The following is a 17,777-nucleotide window of genomic DNA, read 5'->3' on the forward strand; positions in this document are numbered from 1 at the left end:
GGATCAGCGACTGGGCAGCGGCCGCGGCGTCGCCACTGCCGGTGGCATAGGCGTCGCCAAGCCGGCCAAACGACGATCCTGCCAGGGTGCCCGTCAGTTGCTGCCAGGCGTTTTCATGGACAGGGTCAGCCGCTCGCCAAGCCAGGAAGTCGTTGTAGTCTTGGGCCGTTGCCTTGCCGGAGCGCAGCAGCAGCAGCCAATTGATCACCTGGTCCGCCATGGGTTGTCCTTGGGCGTACTTCAATTCATGCTTCCCGCAGGCAGGGGCCTACAGGGGGTCCTCTTAGTGGCAATTTTTAAATCATAAAGGTTTTTTACCAAAGATTACGGTGTGGTTGTCAATTCTTGACGAAATTAATGCGAAAAGCCGGCGTTTGGCCGGCTTTTTGAAGGCAATGTAGCCCGAACAGGCGGAATTACTGCTTCGGGCGTCGTCCGAAGTCCCTGGGGCGAAATCCAAACAGTAACAACATTCCGAAGTACACCACGCCGCTTGCCGCCAGCACGCCGGCCAGCAAGAGGACACGCTGGCCGGAGTGCGTTTGCAGCGCGATCCAGTCGATCCGTGTGTCCGCATACCAGAGCAGCGCCGCCAGCCCGGCCAGCGCGGGCATCAGGCGCAGGGCAAACGCAGTCCAGCCGGCGCCCGGCATGTACACGCCCCGCCGCCGCAGCCCGATCAGGAGCGCCAGCGCGTTCAGGCAGGCGCCCAGGCCAATGGCCAAGGCGAGCCCCGCGTGGGCCAGCGTCGGCACCAGCATCACGTTCAGCAGCTGCGTCACCACCAGCACGGCGATGGCAATCTTCACGGGTGTGCGGATGTCCTGCTTGGCATAGAAGCCGGGGGCCAGGATCTTGACCGCCAGCAGGCCAATCAGCCCGGCAGAGTAGGAGATGACGGCCAGGCGCGTCTGCAACACGTCCTGCGCGCTGAAGGCGCCGTAATGAAACAGCGTGGCGACAAGGCCGTCCGACAGCATTGCCATGCCCACCGCCGCGGGCAGCCCCAGCAGCAGTACCAGGCGCAGGCCCCAGTCGAGCAGCGCGCTGTAGCCGCCGTGGTCGTCGCGGGCATGCGCCGCGGACAGGCTGGGCAGCAGGACGGTGCCCAGCGCCACGCCCAGCAGCGCCGTGGGAAATTCCATGAGGCGGTCGGCGAACGACAGCCACGTCACGCTGCCCGGCGTGAGCCACGTCGCGATATTGGTGTTGATCAAGAGCGAGATCTGCGCCACCGACACGCCCAGCGTGGCGGGCGCCATCTGCTTGAGGATGCGCTGCACGGTCGGATCGGCCCAGGCCTGCCCAAAGCGCAGCGAAAAACGTGGCGTCAGGCCCAGGCGCGCCAGGGCCACCCATTGCACGGCCAATTGCAGCACCCCGCCGATCATGACGCCGACGGCCAGCGCGTAGACCGGGACGTCCATGCGCGGCGCAAGCCAGATGCAGGCGCCGATCATGGACAGGTTCAGCAGCACGGGCGTGAAGGCGGGCACTGCAAAGCGCCGCCACGTATTGAGCACGCCGGACGCGAAGGCGATCAGCGACATGCAGAGGATGTACGGGAACATCATCCGCGTCATCCAGACCGCCGCGCCGAATTCGGTGTCGCGCGCCGCACCTCGCAGGCCGCTGGCCATGGCGGACACCACCCAGGGCGCCGCGACGATGCCGATCAGCGTGACCAGCATCAAGGCGGCGGTCAACAGCAGGGCCACGCGGTCCAGCAGTGTGCGGACTTCTTCTTCGGAGCGGTTGTTGCGCGCGGCGCCCAGGATGGGGACGAAGGCCTGGGCGAAGGCGCCCTCGGCGAACAGGCGGCGCAGCAGATTGGGAATGCGGAAAGCGACCCAGAAGGCGTCGGTAATGGGGCCGGCGCCAAACGCTCGGGCCACCAGGATGTCGCGGATCAGGCCGGAAATGCGGGACAGCAAGGTGAAACTGCTGACCGTGGCCGCCGAACGGAACAGGCTCATGGGTGGACTACTGAAGTGAAAAGCGGGCCGGATCGCCGCGTTGATGGGGACGGAATGCCGGCCATCTGCAGGGCCGGCATTGCAAGGCCGGCCCCTTTGGACCGGCCCGTACGAACCGGCCATCAAGCTGAATTACTTCGGCGGCATGCGGATGGCGCCGTCGAGACGGATGGTTTCGCCGTTCAGCATGTCGTTGGTGATGATGCTGTGGACCAGCTTGGCGTAGTCTTCCGGGCGGCCCAGGCGCGCGGGGAAGGGGATGCTGGCGGCCAGCGAGTCCTGCACTTCCTGCGGCATGCCGAAGATCATCGGGGTGCCGAAGATGCCCGGGGCGATGGTCATGCAGCGGATACCGGTCTTGGACAGGTCGCGCGCGATCGGCAGCGTCATGCCCGCAACGCCGGCCTTGGAAGCTGCATAGGCCGCCTGGCCGATCTGGCCGTCAAAGGCAGCGACGGATGCCGTGTTGATCATCACGCCGCGTTCGCCGGTGGGTTCGGGCGTATTGGCGCTCATGGCCTCGGCGGCCAGACGCATCATGTTGAAGCTGCCGATCAGGTTGATCGACACGACTTTCTGAAAGAGTTCCAGCGGGTGCGCGCCATTCTTGCCGACGATCTTGGCGGCGGGAGCCACACCCGCGCAGTTGACCAGACCGAACAGCGAGCCCAGTTCCAGCGCGGCGGCCACGACCTTCTTGCCGTCGGCTTCCTGCGTCACGTCGCAGTGCACGTAGCGCTGGCCGAGTTCCTTGGCGAGGGCTTCGCCCGGCTCGTCCTGCAGGTCGGCAATGACGACCTTGGCGCCATGTTCGACCAGCATGCGGGCGGTGCCGGCGCCCAGGCCGGATGCGCCGCCGGTAACGATGAATACCTTGTTCGCGATTTCCATGTGTGTACCACCAGATCAGTTCAAGGGAAGGAAGGCGGCGCGCCTGGCGCCGGATGCAACAAGGCCTTCGGGCCTGGGCCGGAACGCGCTGCGTCCGGCCGGCGCCGAAGGCCTGTGGGCCATCGAGACGCCGATCAGCTTTGAACGGCTTCGAACAGGCGCGACTTGATTTCGTCGACGGCGCCCACGCCCGAGATCTTGCGGTACTTCGGGGCAGCGGCGGAATCTTGCTGCGCCCAGGCCGAGTAGTAGTCGACCAGCGGGCGCGTCTGCTCGCGGTACACCGACAGGCGGTGACGCACGGTTTCCTCGCGGTCGTCGTCGCGCTGGACCAGGTCCTCGCCGGTGACGTCGTCCTTGCCTTCGATCTTGGGCGGGTTGAAGCGTACGTGGTAGCTGCGGCCGCTGGGCTGGTGCACGCGGCGTCCGCTCATGCGTTCGATGATGTCTTCTTCGGGCACGGCGATTTCCACGACGTAGTCCAGCTTGACGCCGGCGCTCTTGAGCGCGTCGGCCTGCGGGATGGTGCGGGGAAAGCCGTCGAACAGGTAACCGTTGGCGCAGTCGGGCTGCGTCAGGCGGTCTTGCACCAGGCCGATGATGATCTCGTCGGAAACCAGGCCGCCGGCGTCCATGACCTTCTTGGCTTCAATACCCAGCGGGGTGCCCGCTTTCACCGCGGCGCGCAGCATGTCGCCGGTGGAGATCTGGGGAATGCCGAAGTGCTGCGTTAGAAACGCGGCCTGGGTGCCTTTGCCGGCGCCGGGGGGTCCGAGCAAGATGAGACGCATGAGTGCTCCTGAAGGGGTTTATTTTTTGTGATCCGGGGGATTATGCCGCAACGCAGCAGCCAATGCGGGGCTGCGCCATGGGAAATAACCCTTATATCTGATTGCTGTAGATCAAGCGGACGCGCTCGAGATCGGCCGGGGTATCTACCCCACCCGCAGGAGGCGTCGACGCCCGATGGACGACGATGACGTGGCCGTGTTCCATGGCCCGCAATTGCTCCAGCGATTCGAAGCGTTCCAGCACGCCTTGCGGCAGGGTCGGGAAGCGGCGCAGGAACGACGCGCGGTAGGCGTACAGGCCGATGTGATGCCAGGCAGGCAGTCCCTGCGCCAGCACACGTTCGCCGCCGGCCAGCGCGTCCCGCGCCCAGGGAATGGGGGCGCGCGAAAAATACAGCGCGCGGTCGTCGGCGGCGCAGACCAGCTTGACGACGTTGGGATTGAACAGCGCCTCGGCATCAGCCAGGGGGCAGGCACAGGTGGCGATGTCGGCCTGCGGATACGCTTGCAGCTTGGCCGCCACCGCGTCGATGAGTTCGGGTTCGATCAGGGGCTCGTCGCCCTGCACGTTCACCACGATGGCGTCGTCGGGCAGGCCAAGCTGCTCGACCGCTTCGGCCAACCGGTCGGTGCCGGTGGGGTGATCGCCACGGGTCATCAGGGCGCGCAAGCCGTGCGCCTGCGCCGCCTGCTGAACACGCCCGTCATCGGTGGCGATGAAGATCTGCGAGGCGCGGGACAGGGCAGCACGGTCGGCGGTGCGCACGACCATGGGCTTGCCGGCGATGTCGGCCAGCGGCTTGTCGGGCAACCGGGTCGACGCAGTGCGTGCCGGGATGATGGCGATGAAGCTCACGATGCGGCGTTCAGCGAGGGGCGGCGGTGTCGTCCAGCGCGCGGGCCTCGGATTCCAGCATGACCGGAATGCCGTCGCGCAGCGGGAAGGCCAGCCGGTCCGCACGGCAGACCAGTTCGGCCTGCTGCCGGTCGTGTTCGAGGCGGCCCTTGCACAAGGGGCAAACGAGGATGTCGAGAAGGCGGGATTCCATGACCGCGATTCTAAAACAGTTTTGCCGCCGGACAGCGCGCGGCGCGTCGGGGTTGCGTCAAGCGGCTTGTTACGCCGTTGGGTTGCGGCCCCGGTTTACGCCGCCACCGTTCTGCCCCCGACCCGGGCGCTCTTTGCGAGCGCGCAGTGCGTCGGCCAGCCAGTCAAAGAGCCTCGGGTCGGAGAACGCGGCTTGCACCGGCACTTCCCACAAGCGGGGGTCGTTCAAGGCGCCGCATTTGATGGCGTCCTTGGCCGTCACCAGGATGACGTCGGCATCCAGCGCCTGGAAGGGGGACGTGGCGTAGTCGTGGTGATCGGGCAGGGGAAGCGTCGCGGATAGCGTGATGCCGGCTGCCCGCAGCGTGGCAAAAAAGCGCTCCGGATTGCCGATGCCGGCCGCGGCCGCGATGCGCGGCTGCCCGGCAAAGGCCGATAGCGGCTGCGTGGCGTGTCCCCCGATATGGCGCGCCAGGCCGGGTTCAAGCCACATCTGGACCTGGCGGGGACGGCTGCTTGCGGTGTCTGACACCCTGGGGAGACGGCCGTCATGCTGCGACGGTGCATCAAGGGTGTCAGACACCGCAAGCGAATTGCCCGGCGTACCGATATTCGTGACCACGGCGTCCACGTCGGCCAGACGGCTGGCGGGTTCGCGCAGCGGGCCGGCGGGCAGCAGGCGCCGGTTGCCCACGCCGCGCTGGTCCTGCACCACGATTTCGATGTCCCGTGCTAACGCCAGATGTTGCAGGCCGTCGTCCGAGACGATGACATCGACCTTCGGATGTGCCTGCAGCAACACCTGGGCGGCGAGGGCGCGCTTGGGGTGGATGCACACGGGGGCGCCGGTGGCGCGCGCGATCAGCGCGGGTTCGTCGCCGAATCGAGCGGCTTCCAGGTCGCCCAGCCCCACCCGCGGATGGGGACCGACCTTGACGCCATAACCCCGGCTGACCACGCCGGGCGTGTAGCCGCGGGCCCGCAGGTTTTCGACGGTGGCGATCACCAAGGGCGTCTTGCCCGTGCCGCCCACGAAGATATTGCCGATCACGACCACGGGCACGGGCGGCCGGTAGGACACCTTGGCGCCGCTGGCGTAGCGCGCGCGCTTGTGCTCGACCGCCCAGGCGGTCAGCGCGGACAGCGGGCGCAGGGCGGTGGACAGCCAGCCGCCGCGCTGCCATTGGCGGGCCAGCAGTGATGCGCGTCGGGTTTTCAACGGTTGGTCTGGGCGGCGAAATTGACGCGGCCGATGCCGGCAAGGCGCGCGGCTTCCATGATGTTGATCACGGACTGGTGGGTGGCCTGGGCGTCGGCATTGATGATGACGAGCGGCTCGGTCTTGCCGGCCGCGGCCTGGCGCAGGGCGTCGGCGATTTCGGGCGGCGTGGAGACGTCGATCAGGGTTCCGTTCAGGGCGTAGCGGCCATCCTGGCTGACCGCGACTTCCAGCGCGGGCGGCGTGTCCTGTTCGGACGATGCCTGGGGCAACGTCACCTTCAACTGCGTGAACCGGGTGAACGACGTGGTGGCCGCCAGGAAGATGAGGATGACCAGCAGGACGTCGATGAGCGGAATCAGGTTGATGTCCAGCTCATCGCGGTCGCCCCGGGAACCGCGGAAATTCATGGGCGGGCCTCGCGGGAGGCGCGCGCCGGCGCAAGGGCACGGATCAAGCGCGATGCAGCCTGTTCCATGGCGTTGAGGTAGCCATCCACGCGGCCGCGCAGATAGCGGTGCGCAATCATGGCGGGAATGGCGATCAGAATGCCGAAACCGGTGTTGTAGAGCGCGATCGAAATGCCGCGCGCCAGTTGGGCGGGGTCGCCACCGCCAGGCGTGTAGGAGCCGAAGATTTCGATCATGCCGACGACCGTGCCGAACAGGCCCATCAGCGGGGCGACGACGGCGATGGTGCCGATGGCGGAAATGTAGCGGCTGAGATCATGCGCGACGGCGCGGCCAGTGTCTTCGACCACGTTGCGCAGTTCTTCGCGCGGCAAGTGGCGGTGGCGCATCACTTCGGCCAGCACGCGGCCCAGCGGCGAATTGCGTTCCAGCCGGTGGATCGAGTCTGGCGTGTCCTGGTGATTGCGCAGCATTTCGGCGACCTGCTCGTTCAGGCCGCGCGGCATCACCAGGTTTCGGCGCAGGGTCAAAAAGCGCTCGAAGATCAGCGCCAGGCCCAGCACGGATGTCGCCAGCAGGGGCCAGATGGGCCAGCCGGCCTCGCGCAGAATGGAAAGCAAAGCGGTCAACTCCTGAGGAGCCGAAGGCGCCGCAAGCGGCGCACAGTGGCATCTGAACAAGCCGAAACTGTAACGGTGCGGCGCGTATGTGGCAAGGCAGGGGAAGACCCGAATTATCCACAGAATCTGTGGATAATTCTGTGTAGAACTCAGCCGGAAGGCTTATGGGCACGGGGCTTGCGCTTGTTTGCTTCAAATGCGCGCACTGCCGTGTCCTATATAAGTCCTTATAAATCAATGATTTGCACCGAATTTGCTGGCTTTCTGGGCAGTTCGTGCAAATTTCTGCGAACGCGGTATCATTGCGCCCCGCTCCGCCTGCCCTGTGGACAGGTTCGCATCGGAAAGCCCCATGACAATTGAGCTCCCAGTCACAAACAACGCATTTGCGCGGGAAATCCTTACAGTTGCCCAGCTAAACCAAGCAGTGGGGCAGTTGCTGGAACGCAGCATCCCGGCGCTGTGGGTTCGCGGCGAGATTTCCAACTTCACGCAGGCGGCGTCCGGGCATTGGTACTTCACGCTCAAGGACAGCCGGGCCTCCGTGCGGGCCGTCATGTTCCGCAACCGCGCCAGCGCCGTGGGCTTCGTGCCCCGGGCGGGCGACCAGGTCGAGATCCGGGCGCGCGTTTCCCTGTACGAACCGCGGGGCGACTATCAGCTCCAGGCTGACGCCATGCGGCGGGCAGGATTAGGGAATCTGTACGAGGCTTTTTTGCGCCTCAAAGAGCAACTGGCCTCCGAGGGGCTGTTCGATCCGGCCCGCAAGCGCGAGCCCGTCCGTCTGCCCCGTGCGATCGGGGTGATCACCTCGCTGCATGCGGCAGCGCTGCGCGACGTGCTGTCGGCCCTGGCCCGGCGGGCGCCGCAGGTGCCGGTCATCATCTATCCGGCCCCGGTTCAGGGGGCGGATGCCGCCAACAAGCTGGCCGCGCAGTTGCGTCTGGCCAACGAGCGGGCCGAGGTCGATACGCTCCTGCTGGTGCGGGGCGGCGGCAGCATCGAAGACCTCTGGAGCTTCAATGACGAAGACCTGGCGCGCCAGGTGGCGGTCAGTGAAATTCCCGTCATCAGCGGCGTGGGTCACGAAACCGACTTCACCATCGTGGACTTCGTGTCCGACCTGCGGGCGCCCACGCCCACCGCCGCGGCCGAACTGGCCTGCGCGCCGCGCGCCGAATTGCTGGGCCGCGTCATGCAGACGCTGCAAACCCTGGTGCGCGGCCAGCAGCGCCGGCTGGAGCGGGCAGCGCAGCGCCTGGACCGCGCCACCGCGCAGTTGGTGTCCCCGGCACAACGCCTGCAACACCAGCGCGAGCGCTTGAACAGCCTGCAATACCGACTGGCCTCGGCCTGGTCCGCGCCGCAAGGCCGGCGCGCCGCGCGCGTCAATCTGCTGGCGCAGCGCCTTGGCCATCGCGTGCCGGATACGGGCAGGGCCGCCGAACGTCTGGCGGGCGCCGTGCGTCAACTGGGGCAGGCCCATGCCCGCCTGCTGGTGCAGCGGCGCAATCGCCTTGCCGCCGCCTCGGCGCAACTGCGCGCCCTGGATCCGGGCAATACGCTGGCGCGCGGTTACGCGATCGCCCGCGACGCGGAGGGCCGCATTGTTCGTGACGCGGCCGCGCTGTCGGCGGGCCAGCCGCTCGACCTGAGCTTCGCGCAGGGCGGGGCGCAGGTCCAGGTGCAATCCACGCGTTCCACGCGCGACCCAAGCTAGTTTTTCCGCGAGCCCCGAAAGGGGACGGCGCGCGGCGTGAACGCACGCAAATCCTCTCCACCCGAATCATGGCGGCAGGATGTTCCACGACAGAAATCTGAAATGGGCGGCCACCGGACTGGCCGCGGCGATATGGGCGACCGGGGTTGGCTCCGTGGCCTACGCGGAAAACGTAGCCGCTTCCCCGGCAGCGCCCGCAGCCACCGCACCCTCAGTCACACCACCCTCAGCCGCAGCCGCCGATTGCAATTGCACGTCGCCGTATCGCGAATACAAAAGCGCCGACACGCCGGAAACGGAGGACCTGTTCGCAGCAGCCGGGCGCAACGACGAGGCGGCATTCCTGGCCGCGCTGGCGCAGGTCGAACGGCCCGGCGACTATGCCCGTGACGGCGTCCCCTTGCTGCATGCCTTGCTGATGCCGCCACGTGATCTGCGGTCGCAGTACGTGTATTGGGACATGACGCCGGAAGACGCGGCGCGGTTGCGCCAGGCGCACGAGGCCGGCCTGCCGGCCCGCGCGCGCATGCTGGCCGCGCTGCTGGCCACCAAGCCGGACCTGAACGACATCACGTACGAATCGCGCCGGCCGCCGCTCCACCTGGCGCTGTTGTACGGCACGCCGGCCATCATGGAGGCGTTGCTGGCCGCGGGCGCCAACCCCGACCAGCGGGGTGACCAGAACAACACCCCGCTGGAATTCCTGCTGCACCGCGATTTCGAATTCGCGGTGCGCCAGACCTACCTGCCGCGCCTCGTCGACCGCAAGAGCCTGACGCGCATGGTGGTGGCCTTGTTCGGCGCCGGTGCCAGCCGCCCGTATGCGGCGCTCGACGCCGATACCGCCGCGTCAAGTGTCTTGAAGGACGGACAGGGCAAGACGCGGCCCGCGGCGGACTTCCTTGCGTGGTTGCCCCTGGTGGAACTGACGGAAGGTGCAGAGGCGCTGCGAGCGCTGGCCGCCACGGGCAGCCGGCCTGCCTATGAAGAGGAACTGACCGCCCTGGCGTTCGCCGCCTACGAAGGCGATGCGCAGGCCGTGTCGTACCTGATGGAGGAGGGCCCTCGCACGATCCCGGCCACGGCGTACGGAGAAACCGGCGACCGTGACGTGTGGCTGGATGCGGCGCAAGCAGCGGTCGAAGGCGGACACCCCGCAATCGCCGAACAATTGCTGCGCGCGGGCATGCCCTTCGCGCAACGCGGCCCGCAAGTGGGCTCGGGCGGCCTGATATTCGCCAAGCCCCAGATGGGCAATCGGCCGATCATGAACCTGGCGGCCCAGCGCGGCGACACGCAGACCGTGCAGCGCCTCCTGGCCCTCGGTGCGCCGGTCGACGGCGATCCCGCGGAACCGCATGGCAACACGCCGCTGGCCGATGCCGTCGAAGCCGGCAAGTCCGGCGCCGTGAAGGCGCTGCTGGCCGGGGGCGCCGATCCGGGCTTGCGGCGCGAAGGCTATGACCGCCGGTCGGCGCTGGAGGTTGCGGTGCGGGCCGGAGACACTGCGGTGCTGCGCACCCTGTTGGCGGCGATGAAGCCCGACGCGCTGCACGCGGCGCTGCAGAACCCCGCCGACTCGCCCGTCGCGCAACTGCTGCGGCAGCCGGGCGGGCAGGGCGCGGCAGTGCTGCGCATGTTCGCGGACGCCGGTTTCGATATGAAGACGCTGGACGCAAGCGCCATTCGCCAGGCGCTCGAAAGCCGCGATACGGCGCTGGCCTTGATGCTGATCGAGGCGGGCGTGCCGGTGAATCCGTATGTGGACCCCGCGGTAAAGGCGGCCGATAAAGCGTCCGGGGACAAGGCCGGCCGCGATGCCTGGCCGCCAATCCTGGACGATCCGCGTGGCACGCCGCCGCTACTCCTGGCGGCGACCTCGGGCCAGGTGGCGGTCGTCGATGCATTGCTGGCCAGGGGCGCGGACCCCGCCGCCATCGCGCCGGACGGCGAGAGCGCTCTGTATTGGCTGATCGGTCGTCTGGACGCCGCCATGCTGGATCGGCTGCTGCGCGCCGGCGCGCGGTTGGACGACCCGCGGCTGCCGGTCGCGCCCAACCCGTACGCACTGCTCAATGCCGCCGTGGCGTCCGGCGACATGGAAACGGTGCGCCGCGTGAGCGCGGCGAACCGCCAGCCGGTTGCGCGAGCGTGCATGCCAGACAACGGGGAGTTCGTGCTGATCGACAAGCCTGGCTACTTTGCAGCACTGCATGCGGCCGGTTTCACCGGTCAGCCATCGTCATGCGCGCGGGATGGACGTGCCTTGCCCGATCGCATCGTGTCGATGCTGCTGCATAGCCGGGAGCTGGTCACCGCGCGGCATGACACTGTGGTGCAGGTATTGCGTCTGTTGAAGGCGTCGGACACCGATCTGGATGCGCCGCTGTCCGACGGCGATACGCCCCTGAACGCCGCCATCCGGTTGGGACGCCGGGACCTCGCCCAAGCGTTGCTCGACGCCGGCGCCAGCCCTGATGCCGGCGACGGCTCGGGCCGCGGTCCTGCGTGGATCGCGCTTGAAACCGGCCAGCCCGCCATGCTGTCCTTATTGGCGCAGCACCACGCGCGCTTCGACGCGGCGGTGGCGCCGCCGGGCCAGTCGTTCCGTACGGCGCTTGCCTGCCAATCCGATCCGGCCTTCGCGCGCGTCCTGCAGGATGCGATTGTCACGCTGCACGCAGACTGCGCGCCGCCGCCCGCGCAAGGCCGGCGCGTGGGATCCAAAGCCGCCAGCAAGTCCTCCGAACCCATGCGCATTCCGGGCCATTACTACCTGCGCGGCGTGCGGGAAGTGGGCAGCGAATTGCTGCTTCTGGAAGACGGCAGCTTCGAATACTTCCTGAGCTATGGCGCCGTCGACATCAACGCGCGGGGCGCCTGGCGAAGCGACGGCAAGCAGGTGTTTTTGGACACGCCGCCGCTGCGGCCGTATTCCGCCATCGCAAACGTGCGCGCGGACACCAGGCCGGCCGAGGCCGGCATGCTGACGGTGCGCGTGTATCACCGCGGCCGTCCGGTCAATATCGACGTGGCGGTGTCATCGGCCGATCAGGACTACGGCGGCGGGCCGCGCCAATCGGAAGGCGCGGACGGCGTCTCCGTGCCCATGGCGGCAGGCGCGTTGAAGGCGCTGGCCGTCTTCGTGCCGGCGCCGTCTGGTGGGCGTTGGCACGAGGTGGACGTCTCCCGCATCGACGCCGCTACCCGGGCCGTGCGCATCGACGTCGACGTGCCCGACGACGCGGCCAGCGCGCCGCTGCACAAGGTCCTGGCCATGGATAAGGACGGCGCACTGGTCGAAACCGCCAACGGGCAGGAGCTGCGTTACGTGAAGTGACGCAATGTGGTGACGCCATGCGGTGAGGCCATGCGGTGACGCCGTGCGCGCCGCCGCGCGCGGTCGCAACAACGCGCGGTCATAAGCATGTGCCCGTTAACCCCGCGCCAGCGCGGGGTTAACACGGTATCCTCAGGAGTTGCCGATACAATTGACCGGCTTGATCGTGCTCTCAACAGAAGGAACCATCACATGGCACATACTCTTCCCCCCCTGCCTTACGAACTCGACGCTCTGGCGCCGCACATCTCCAAGGAAACGCTGGAGTTCCACTACGGCAAGCATCACCAGACGTACGTCACGAATCTGAACAACCTGATCCCGGGTACGGAATTCGAAACGCTGTCGCTGGAAGACATCGTGAAGAAGTCCTCGGGCGGCATCTTCAACAACGCAGCCCAGGTCTGGAACCACACGTTCTACTGGAACAGCCTGGCTCCCAAGGCCGGCGGCGCACCGACGGGCGCGCTGGCTGACGCCATCAACGCCAAGTGGGGCAGCTTCGACGCCTTCAAGGAAGCCTTCAACAAGTCGGCTGCCGGCAACTTCGGTTCGGGCTGGACCTGGCTGGTCAAGAAGGCCGACGGTTCGGTCGACATCGTCAACACCAGCAACGCCGCCACCCCGCTCACGACGGCCGACAAGCCGCTGCTCACCTGTGATGTCTGGGAACACGCGTACTACATCGACTACCGTAACGCGCGTCCCAAGTACCTGGAAAACTTCTGGGCTCTGGCGAACTGGGATTTCGCTGCCAAGAACTTCGCCTGATTGGCGGTTCCGGCGCGCATGCGGTCTTAGCGCCGCCTGCCTGGAAACACGGCCCCTCGCCCCGGCGAGGGGTTTTCTTTTGTTCAGCAAAAAGTCAGTTTCGAAAACCCTGTCGACTGTCGCGTTCATTACACGGAACTGACGCCTGAACTGGCTTTTTCTCAGGGTAAGCCCTAGACCAAACGGCGATATCGTTCCTCCCCGGTCAGCGCTTGCACCCCGGAGCGCATGGCTGCGGCGAGGCCGCCACAAGCCGGGGCACACACAGGGAAGGGAAGCATGTTGCGGTTATTTTCGGGGATGCGCATCGGCGCTCGCCTGACAGGGGCGTTTTTGCTGGTGGCGGTGATAGGCGGTGCGATCGGGGCCTTCGGGGTATGGGGGCTGTCGCGTATCAATGAAATGAATGACAGGCTTTACGACACCGAATTGCGCGGCATTTCGGATCTGAAGGAAGCCAACATCAATCTGATCTACGCAGGTCGTGCGCGCAATGCGTATATGGGGGCGTCGACCGACCAGGAGCGTCTGGCGCTGCGCAAGCAGTTCGACGACGCGGTCAAGAACATGGACGTGCTGCGCGAGAAGGCAGCCGCCAACTTCTACGAAGAACAGACCAAACACCTGCTCGCGCAGTTCGGCGAAACCGAACAGGTGTGGAAGCGCGAGGCGGCCGCGTTCTTCGATGCGGCCAAGTCGCAGCCCATGACGCAGACCGATCCGCGCGTGGCCGAGGCCGAAAAGCGCGTCATCGCCTCGTCGCAGAAGCTCGATGACCTGATGACCAATCTGGCCATCAGCAAGGAAAAGGCCGCCGAGCGCTCGGTGGCGGAAGGCACGGCGCTCTACAACACGGTTCGCGCCATCATGATCGCCCTGGCGGTCGCGGGCGTGGCGGTTGGCATGCTGTTGGGATGGCTGGTGACGCGCGGCATCGTGCGTCCGCTGGGCGAAGCCGTATCGGCCGCACGTCAGGTGGCCGCAGGCGACCTGACCACCGATATCCGCGTGGTCACGCGCGACGAGACCGGCGACCTGATGGGCGCGCTCAAGGCCATGAACGAAAGCCTGGCCCGTATCGTCAAGGATGTGCGCGACGGCTGTGAAAACATTGCGTCGGCGTCGTCGCAGATCGCGCAGGGCAACGCGGATCTGTCGCAACGCACGGAAGAGCAGGCATCTTCGCTCGAGGAAACCGCGGCCTCGATGGAAGAGCTGACCAGCACGGTGCAGCAGAACGCCAACAACGCCAGCGAGGCCGACCGCCTGGTCAGCCAGGCGTCGAACGTCGCCGTGCGCGGCGGCGAGGTGGTCGAAGGCGTCGTGCAGACCATGAGCGCGATCTCGGACAGTTCGCGCCGCATTGCCGACATCACGGGCGTGATCGACGGCATCGCGTTCCAGACCAACATCCTCGCGCTCAATGCCGCCGTGGAAGCGGCGCGCGCGGGCGAGCAAGGCCGCGGCTTCGCGGTCGTGGCGGGCGAGGTGCGCACGCTGGCCCAGCGTTCCGCTGTGGCTGCAAAGGAAATCAAGGCCCTGATCGACGAATCCGTGACGCGCGTCGAAGGCGGCTCGCGTCAGGTCGACGAGGCCGGACGCACGATGCGCGAAGTGGTGGACAGCGTGCGCCAGGTCGCGACGCTGGTGCGGGAGATCTCGGGCGCATCGGAAGAGCAATCGACCGGCATCGGGCAGGTGAACCAGGCCGTCTCGCAGATGGACACGGTGACTCAGCAGAACGCCGCCCTGGTCGAGGAAGCCGCGGCCGCCGCGGCCAGCATGCAGGAGCAGGCCACGCGTCTGGCGCAGGAAGTGCGCCGCTTCAAGGTGGAGGCAGGCAGTGGATCTGCGGTTCAGGCGCAAGCCCGGCTGCTGCCGGCCGAACGCGTGGCGGCGCGCAAGCCCGCCGCGCCGGCAGCCCGTGCGGCGCAGGCCCGGCCCGCGCTGGCAGGCGCTTCGCAGGACGAGTGGTCGTCGTTCTGAAGCCTTGCCGCGTCGTGATGGACGGCCATTGACCGGCCGTTCCCGTCCGCGCTTGCGCGTGCGCAACGCTGCATTCTTTCGGCTACGGGTCAGGATGGGATGGTAAGGTTGGCAACCTCCCCACGCCGCCCTGTCCCCGTCCATGAGTCTGCCCGACCCCGTCCGTCGCGTCATCGCCCGAACACGCCGGCTGGCGCGCCGCAAGGTGCGCCAGATCAACCGTCTGTCCAGGAAGAGCGTGCAGCTCGGGCTGTTGCTCGGCGGCGCCGCGTTGGTGGCGCTCATGTCGCTGGGCTTTACCTATCTGGCCGACAAGGCGCTGGCCTGGAACCGCCAGTGGGTCGCCTACAACGGCTGGCTGGCGTTGCTGGTCATGCCGTTTGGGCTGGCCGCGCTGCGCTGGCTCACGCTGCGTTTCGCGCCCAACGCTTCCGGCAGCGGCATTCCGCAAGTCATCGGCGCCTTGTCGCTGCCGCCGGGTCCCAGCCAGAACAGCCTGGTGTCGCTGGCCCAAAGCCTTTGGAAGATACCGCTGGCGTTCTTCGGCATGCTGTGCGGCGCGTCGATCGGCCGCGAGGGTCCTTCCGTGCAGGTCGGCGCGGCGCTGATGCTGGCGTGGGGCGATTTCTGGAAACGCCGCGGCTTGCAACTGCGCGGCTTTCACGCCAACGAGCTGATCGCAGCGGGCGCCGCCGGCGGCCTGGCGGCGGCCTTCAACGCGCCGCTGGCCGGCGTCATCTTCGCAATCGAGGAACTGGGGCGCGGCACCGTGCTGCGCTGGCAGCGGCTGGTGCTGATCGGCGTGCTGGCCGCCGGCTTCCTGGTGGTGGCGGTGGAAGGCAACAATCCTTATTTCGGCGTCTTTGCCGGCGCGCCCCTGTCGCAGAACATGGTGATGTGGATCGTCATCTGCGGCGCCCTCAACGGCGCGCTGGGCGGCATCTTCGCCCGCCTGCTGGGCAAGGGGCCGATCGGCGCGGCGCCGCAGTCGTGGCGCGCGTGGATCCGGACGCATCCGATCTGGACGGCGTTCATCATGGGTCTGGCGCTGGCGGTGATCGGCCTGTGCACCGCGGGCAGCGTGTACGGCACCGGCTACGCCGTCGCGGCTGACCTGCTCAACGGCAAGGACGCGGTGCCGGACGGCTTTGGCCTGGCCAAGCTGGCGGCCACCGTCGCGTCCTATTGGGCGGGCATTCCCGGCGGCATCTTCACGCCGGCGCTCACCACGGGCGCGGGCATCGGCCATCACATCTGGGAGTTGGCAGGCGAGGGCGTCGACCAGCGCGTGCTGGTGCTGCTGTCCATGGCGGCCTTTCTGGCGGCCGCTACCCAGGCGCCCTTGACGGCGAGCGTCGTGGTGATGGAAATGACGGGCAGCCAGCCGATGCTGTTCTGGCTGCTGGTCGGGTCGTTGCTGGCGTCGGGCGTGTCGCGCCAGTTCTGCCCGCAACCGTTCTACCATCTGGCGGCCGGCCGTTTCCGCCGTCAGGCCATCGTCGACGCGGGCCGCGCGGCCAAGGCCGGCGCGCACTGATCCCGGGCATGGCGGCCCGGTTCCGTGCACGCGCGCGCCGGTCCAATGTGAACGTCTACTGGACACTGTCCGTTCTGCGGACATCCGGGTAACGCACCAACTTGGCGCGAAACCGCTGCGTTAACATCGTCCGATCCCGAGTTCTTTCACTTCACTTCGAGCTTCCCATGACCGTGAATGCCTTTATCTGTGATGCGATTCGTACCCCCTTCGGCCGCTACGGCGGTGCGCTGGCTTCCGTGCGGCCCGACGATCTGGCTGCCGTAGCCATCAAGGCGCTGGCGGCGCGCAATCCTGGCGTGCGCTGGGAAGAACTCGACGACGCCATCATGGGTTGCGCCAACCAGGCGGGCGAAGACAACCGCAACGTGGCCCGCATGGCCACGCTGTTGGCCGGCCTGCCGGTCGAAGTGCCCGGCGCCACGGTCAACCGCTTGTGCGGCTCGGGTCTGGACGCCATCGGCACCGCCGCGCGCGCCATCCGCGCCGGAGAAGCCGGCCTGATGCTGGCCGGCGGCGTGGAAAGCATGAGCCGCGCCCCGTTCGTCATGGGCAAGGCCGACAGCGCCTTCTCGCGCAGCGCCGCCATTTATGACACCACCATCGGCTGGCGTTTCATCAACAAGCTGATGAAGGCGCAGTACGGCGTGGACTCGATGCCCGAGACCGCCGAAAACGTCGCCGACGATTTCAACATCAGCCGCGCCGACCAGGATCTGTTCGCGCTGGCCAGCCAGGAAAAGACCGCGCGCGCCCAGAAGGAAGGGTTCTTCGACGCCGAGATCGTGCCCGTGTCGATCGCCCAGAAGAAGGGTGACCCGATCATCGTCTCCAAGGACGAGCACCCGCGTGAAACGTCGCTGGAATCGCTGGCCAAGCTCAAGGGCGTGGTCCGCGAAGGCGGCAGCGTCACGGCCGGCAACGCGTCGGGCGTGAACGACGGCGCCGCCGCGCTGCTGCTGGCCGATGAAAAGGCTGCCGCCCGCCACGGCCTGACCCCGCGCGCCCGCGTCGTCGGCATGGCGACCGCCGGCGTCGCGCCGCGCATCATGGGCATCGGTCCGGCGCCCGCCACGCAGAAGGTGCTGGCTCAGACCGGCCTGACGCTGGATCAGATGGACGTGATCGAACTGAACGAAGCGTTTGCCGCGCAAGGCCTGGCCGTGCTGCGCCAGCTTGGCATCGCCGACAACGACCCGCGCGTGAACCCCAACGGCGGCGCGATCGCCCTGGGCCACCCGCTGGGCGCCAGCGGCGCGCGTCTGGCCACCACGGCCATCAACCAGCTGCATCGCACCGGCGGCCGCTATGCGCTGTGCACGATGTGCATCGGCGTCGGCCAAGGCATCGCGCTGATCATCGAACGCGTGTAAGGCGCGTGGTACGGCCGGCGGCGCGCGTCGCGCTGTCCGGCAAACAACAAGGGAGCCCTCGGGCTCCCTTTGTCATTACCTGCCGGGGCGGTCTG

At 67.3% G+C, this 17,777-nt stretch carries 15 protein-coding genes; 6 read left to right on the forward strand and 9 right to left on the reverse strand.

Annotated features, from left to right (window positions below):
* From MHZ91_RS12995 to MHZ91_RS13035, 9 genes are all read right to left on the reverse strand, one after another.
* Positions 1–220, reverse strand: a 220-nt coding sequence (locus tag MHZ91_RS12995) for a FecR/PupR family sigma factor regulator (protein WP_239213982.1), incomplete at its 3' end; no start/stop codon positions are given.
* 196 nt (positions 221–416) lie between these two features.
* Positions 417–1,976 carry a murein biosynthesis integral membrane protein MurJ gene (gene murJ, locus MHZ91_RS13000; protein ID WP_239213984.1) on the reverse strand — a complete coding sequence of 520 codons (1,560 nt, stop codon included), beginning with the start codon at positions 1,974–1,976 and terminating at the stop codon, positions 417–419.
* Between the two features lie 132 nt (positions 1,977–2,108).
* Positions 2,109–2,867 (reverse strand): 3-hydroxyacyl-CoA dehydrogenase, encoded by a 759-nt coding sequence (locus MHZ91_RS13005; protein WP_175123486.1) that lies wholly within the window; start codon positions 2,865–2,867, stop codon positions 2,109–2,111.
* 134 nt (positions 2,868–3,001) lie between these two features.
* Positions 3,002–3,658, reverse strand: coding sequence for an adenylate kinase (gene adk / locus MHZ91_RS13010; protein WP_175123485.1), 657 nt, complete (start codon positions 3,656–3,658; stop codon positions 3,002–3,004).
* A gap of 91 nt (positions 3,659–3,749) precedes the next feature.
* Complete coding sequence (gene kdsB / locus MHZ91_RS13015; RefSeq protein ID WP_239213986.1) at positions 3,750–4,514, reverse strand: 3-deoxy-manno-octulosonate cytidylyltransferase; 765 nt, start codon at positions 4,512–4,514, stop codon at positions 3,750–3,752.
* Positions 4,515–4,524: 10 nt separating this feature from the next.
* Entirely contained in the window at positions 4,525–4,707 is a 183-nt protein-coding gene (locus MHZ91_RS13020) for a Trm112 family protein (RefSeq protein WP_175123483.1), read from the reverse strand.
* A gap of 69 nt (positions 4,708–4,776) precedes the next feature.
* Positions 4,777–5,925, reverse strand: coding sequence for a tetraacyldisaccharide 4'-kinase (lpxK, locus tag MHZ91_RS13025; RefSeq protein WP_239213989.1), 1,149 nt, complete (start codon positions 5,923–5,925; stop codon positions 4,777–4,779).
* Positions 5,922–6,335, reverse strand: coding sequence for a biopolymer transporter ExbD (locus tag MHZ91_RS13030; RefSeq protein WP_175123481.1), 414 nt, complete (start codon positions 6,333–6,335; stop codon positions 5,922–5,924). Before MHZ91_RS13030 ends, lpxK begins: the two co-directional genes overlap by 4 nt.
* On the reverse strand, positions 6,332–6,955 hold the full coding sequence (locus MHZ91_RS13035) for a MotA/TolQ/ExbB proton channel family protein (RefSeq protein ID WP_239213992.1): 624 nt from the start codon (positions 6,953–6,955) through the stop codon (positions 6,332–6,334). The genes MHZ91_RS13030 and MHZ91_RS13035 overlap by 4 nt, the downstream gene beginning before the upstream one ends.
* A 352-nt stretch (positions 6,956–7,307) precedes the next feature.
* Between MHZ91_RS13035 and xseA the strand changes: the two genes are divergently transcribed.
* The 6 genes from xseA (at position 7,308) to pcaF (ending at position 17,682) form a co-directional block, all read left to right on the forward strand.
* On the forward strand, positions 7,308–8,675 hold the full coding sequence (gene xseA, locus MHZ91_RS13040) for an exodeoxyribonuclease VII large subunit (RefSeq protein WP_239213995.1): 1,368 nt from the start codon (positions 7,308–7,310) through the stop codon (positions 8,673–8,675).
* 79 nt (positions 8,676–8,754) lie between these two features.
* Entirely contained in the window at positions 8,755–12,015 is a 3,261-nt protein-coding gene (locus tag MHZ91_RS13045; protein WP_239213997.1) for an ankyrin repeat domain-containing protein, read from the forward strand.
* 192 nt (positions 12,016–12,207) lie between these two features.
* Positions 12,208–12,786: a superoxide dismutase [Fe] gene (sodB, locus tag MHZ91_RS13050; RefSeq protein WP_056324270.1), complete on the forward strand. Its 579-nt coding sequence runs from the start codon at positions 12,208–12,210 to the stop codon at positions 12,784–12,786.
* Between the two features lie 279 nt (positions 12,787–13,065).
* On the forward strand, positions 13,066–14,772 hold the full coding sequence (locus tag MHZ91_RS13055) for a methyl-accepting chemotaxis protein (RefSeq protein ID WP_239213999.1): 1,707 nt from the start codon (positions 13,066–13,068) through the stop codon (positions 14,770–14,772).
* Positions 14,773–14,914: 142 nt separating this feature from the next.
* Positions 14,915–16,309 (forward strand): chloride channel protein, encoded by a 1,395-nt coding sequence (locus MHZ91_RS13060; RefSeq protein ID WP_175138394.1) that lies wholly within the window; start codon positions 14,915–14,917, stop codon positions 16,307–16,309.
* 167 nt (positions 16,310–16,476) lie between these two features.
* The gene (pcaF, locus tag MHZ91_RS13065) at positions 16,477–17,682 is read left to right on the forward strand and encodes a 3-oxoadipyl-CoA thiolase (RefSeq protein ID WP_175123475.1); all 1,206 of its coding nucleotides are present in this window, start codon (positions 16,477–16,479) and stop codon (positions 17,680–17,682) included.
* The last annotated feature ends 95 nt before the right edge of the window (positions 17,683–17,777 follow it).

It is taken from the genome of Achromobacter sp. ACRQX (assembly GCF_022346505.1).
GTDB lineage: Bacteria > Pseudomonadota > Gammaproteobacteria > Burkholderiales > Burkholderiaceae_B > Achromobacter > Achromobacter animicus.

Bases quoted from the DNA above. Each gene is read 5' to 3' on its own strand.
- pcaF (WP_175123475.1), top strand. From the start codon at position 16,477: ATGACCGTGAATGCCTTTATCTGTGATGCGATTCGTACCCCCTTCGGC.
- sodB (WP_056324270.1), top strand. From the start codon at position 12,208: ATGGCACATACTCTTCCCCCCCTGCCTTACGAACTCGACGCTCTGGCG.
- MHZ91_RS13060 (WP_175138394.1), top strand. From the start codon at position 14,915: ATGAGTCTGCCCGACCCCGTCCGTCGCGTCATCGCCCGAACACGCCGG.
- murJ (WP_239213984.1), bottom strand. From the start codon at position 1,976: ATGAGCCTGTTCCGTTCGGCGGCCACGGTCAGCAGTTTCACCTTGCTG.
- MHZ91_RS13005 (WP_175123486.1), bottom strand. From the start codon at position 2,867: ATGGAAATCGCGAACAAGGTATTCATCGTTACCGGCGGCGCATCCGGC.
- xseA (WP_239213995.1), top strand. From the start codon at position 7,308: ATGACAATTGAGCTCCCAGTCACAAACAACGCATTTGCGCGGGAAATC.
- MHZ91_RS13045 (WP_239213997.1), top strand. From the start codon at position 8,755: ATGTTCCACGACAGAAATCTGAAATGGGCGGCCACCGGACTGGCCGCG.
- MHZ91_RS13020 (WP_175123483.1), bottom strand. From the start codon at position 4,707: ATGGAATCCCGCCTTCTCGACATCCTCGTTTGCCCCTTGTGCAAGGGC.
- MHZ91_RS13055 (WP_239213999.1), top strand. From the start codon at position 13,066: ATGTTGCGGTTATTTTCGGGGATGCGCATCGGCGCTCGCCTGACAGGG.
- adk (WP_175123485.1), bottom strand. From the start codon at position 3,658: ATGCGTCTCATCTTGCTCGGACCCCCCGGCGCCGGCAAAGGCACCCAG.
- MHZ91_RS13030 (WP_175123481.1), bottom strand. From the start codon at position 6,335: ATGAATTTCCGCGGTTCCCGGGGCGACCGCGATGAGCTGGACATCAAC.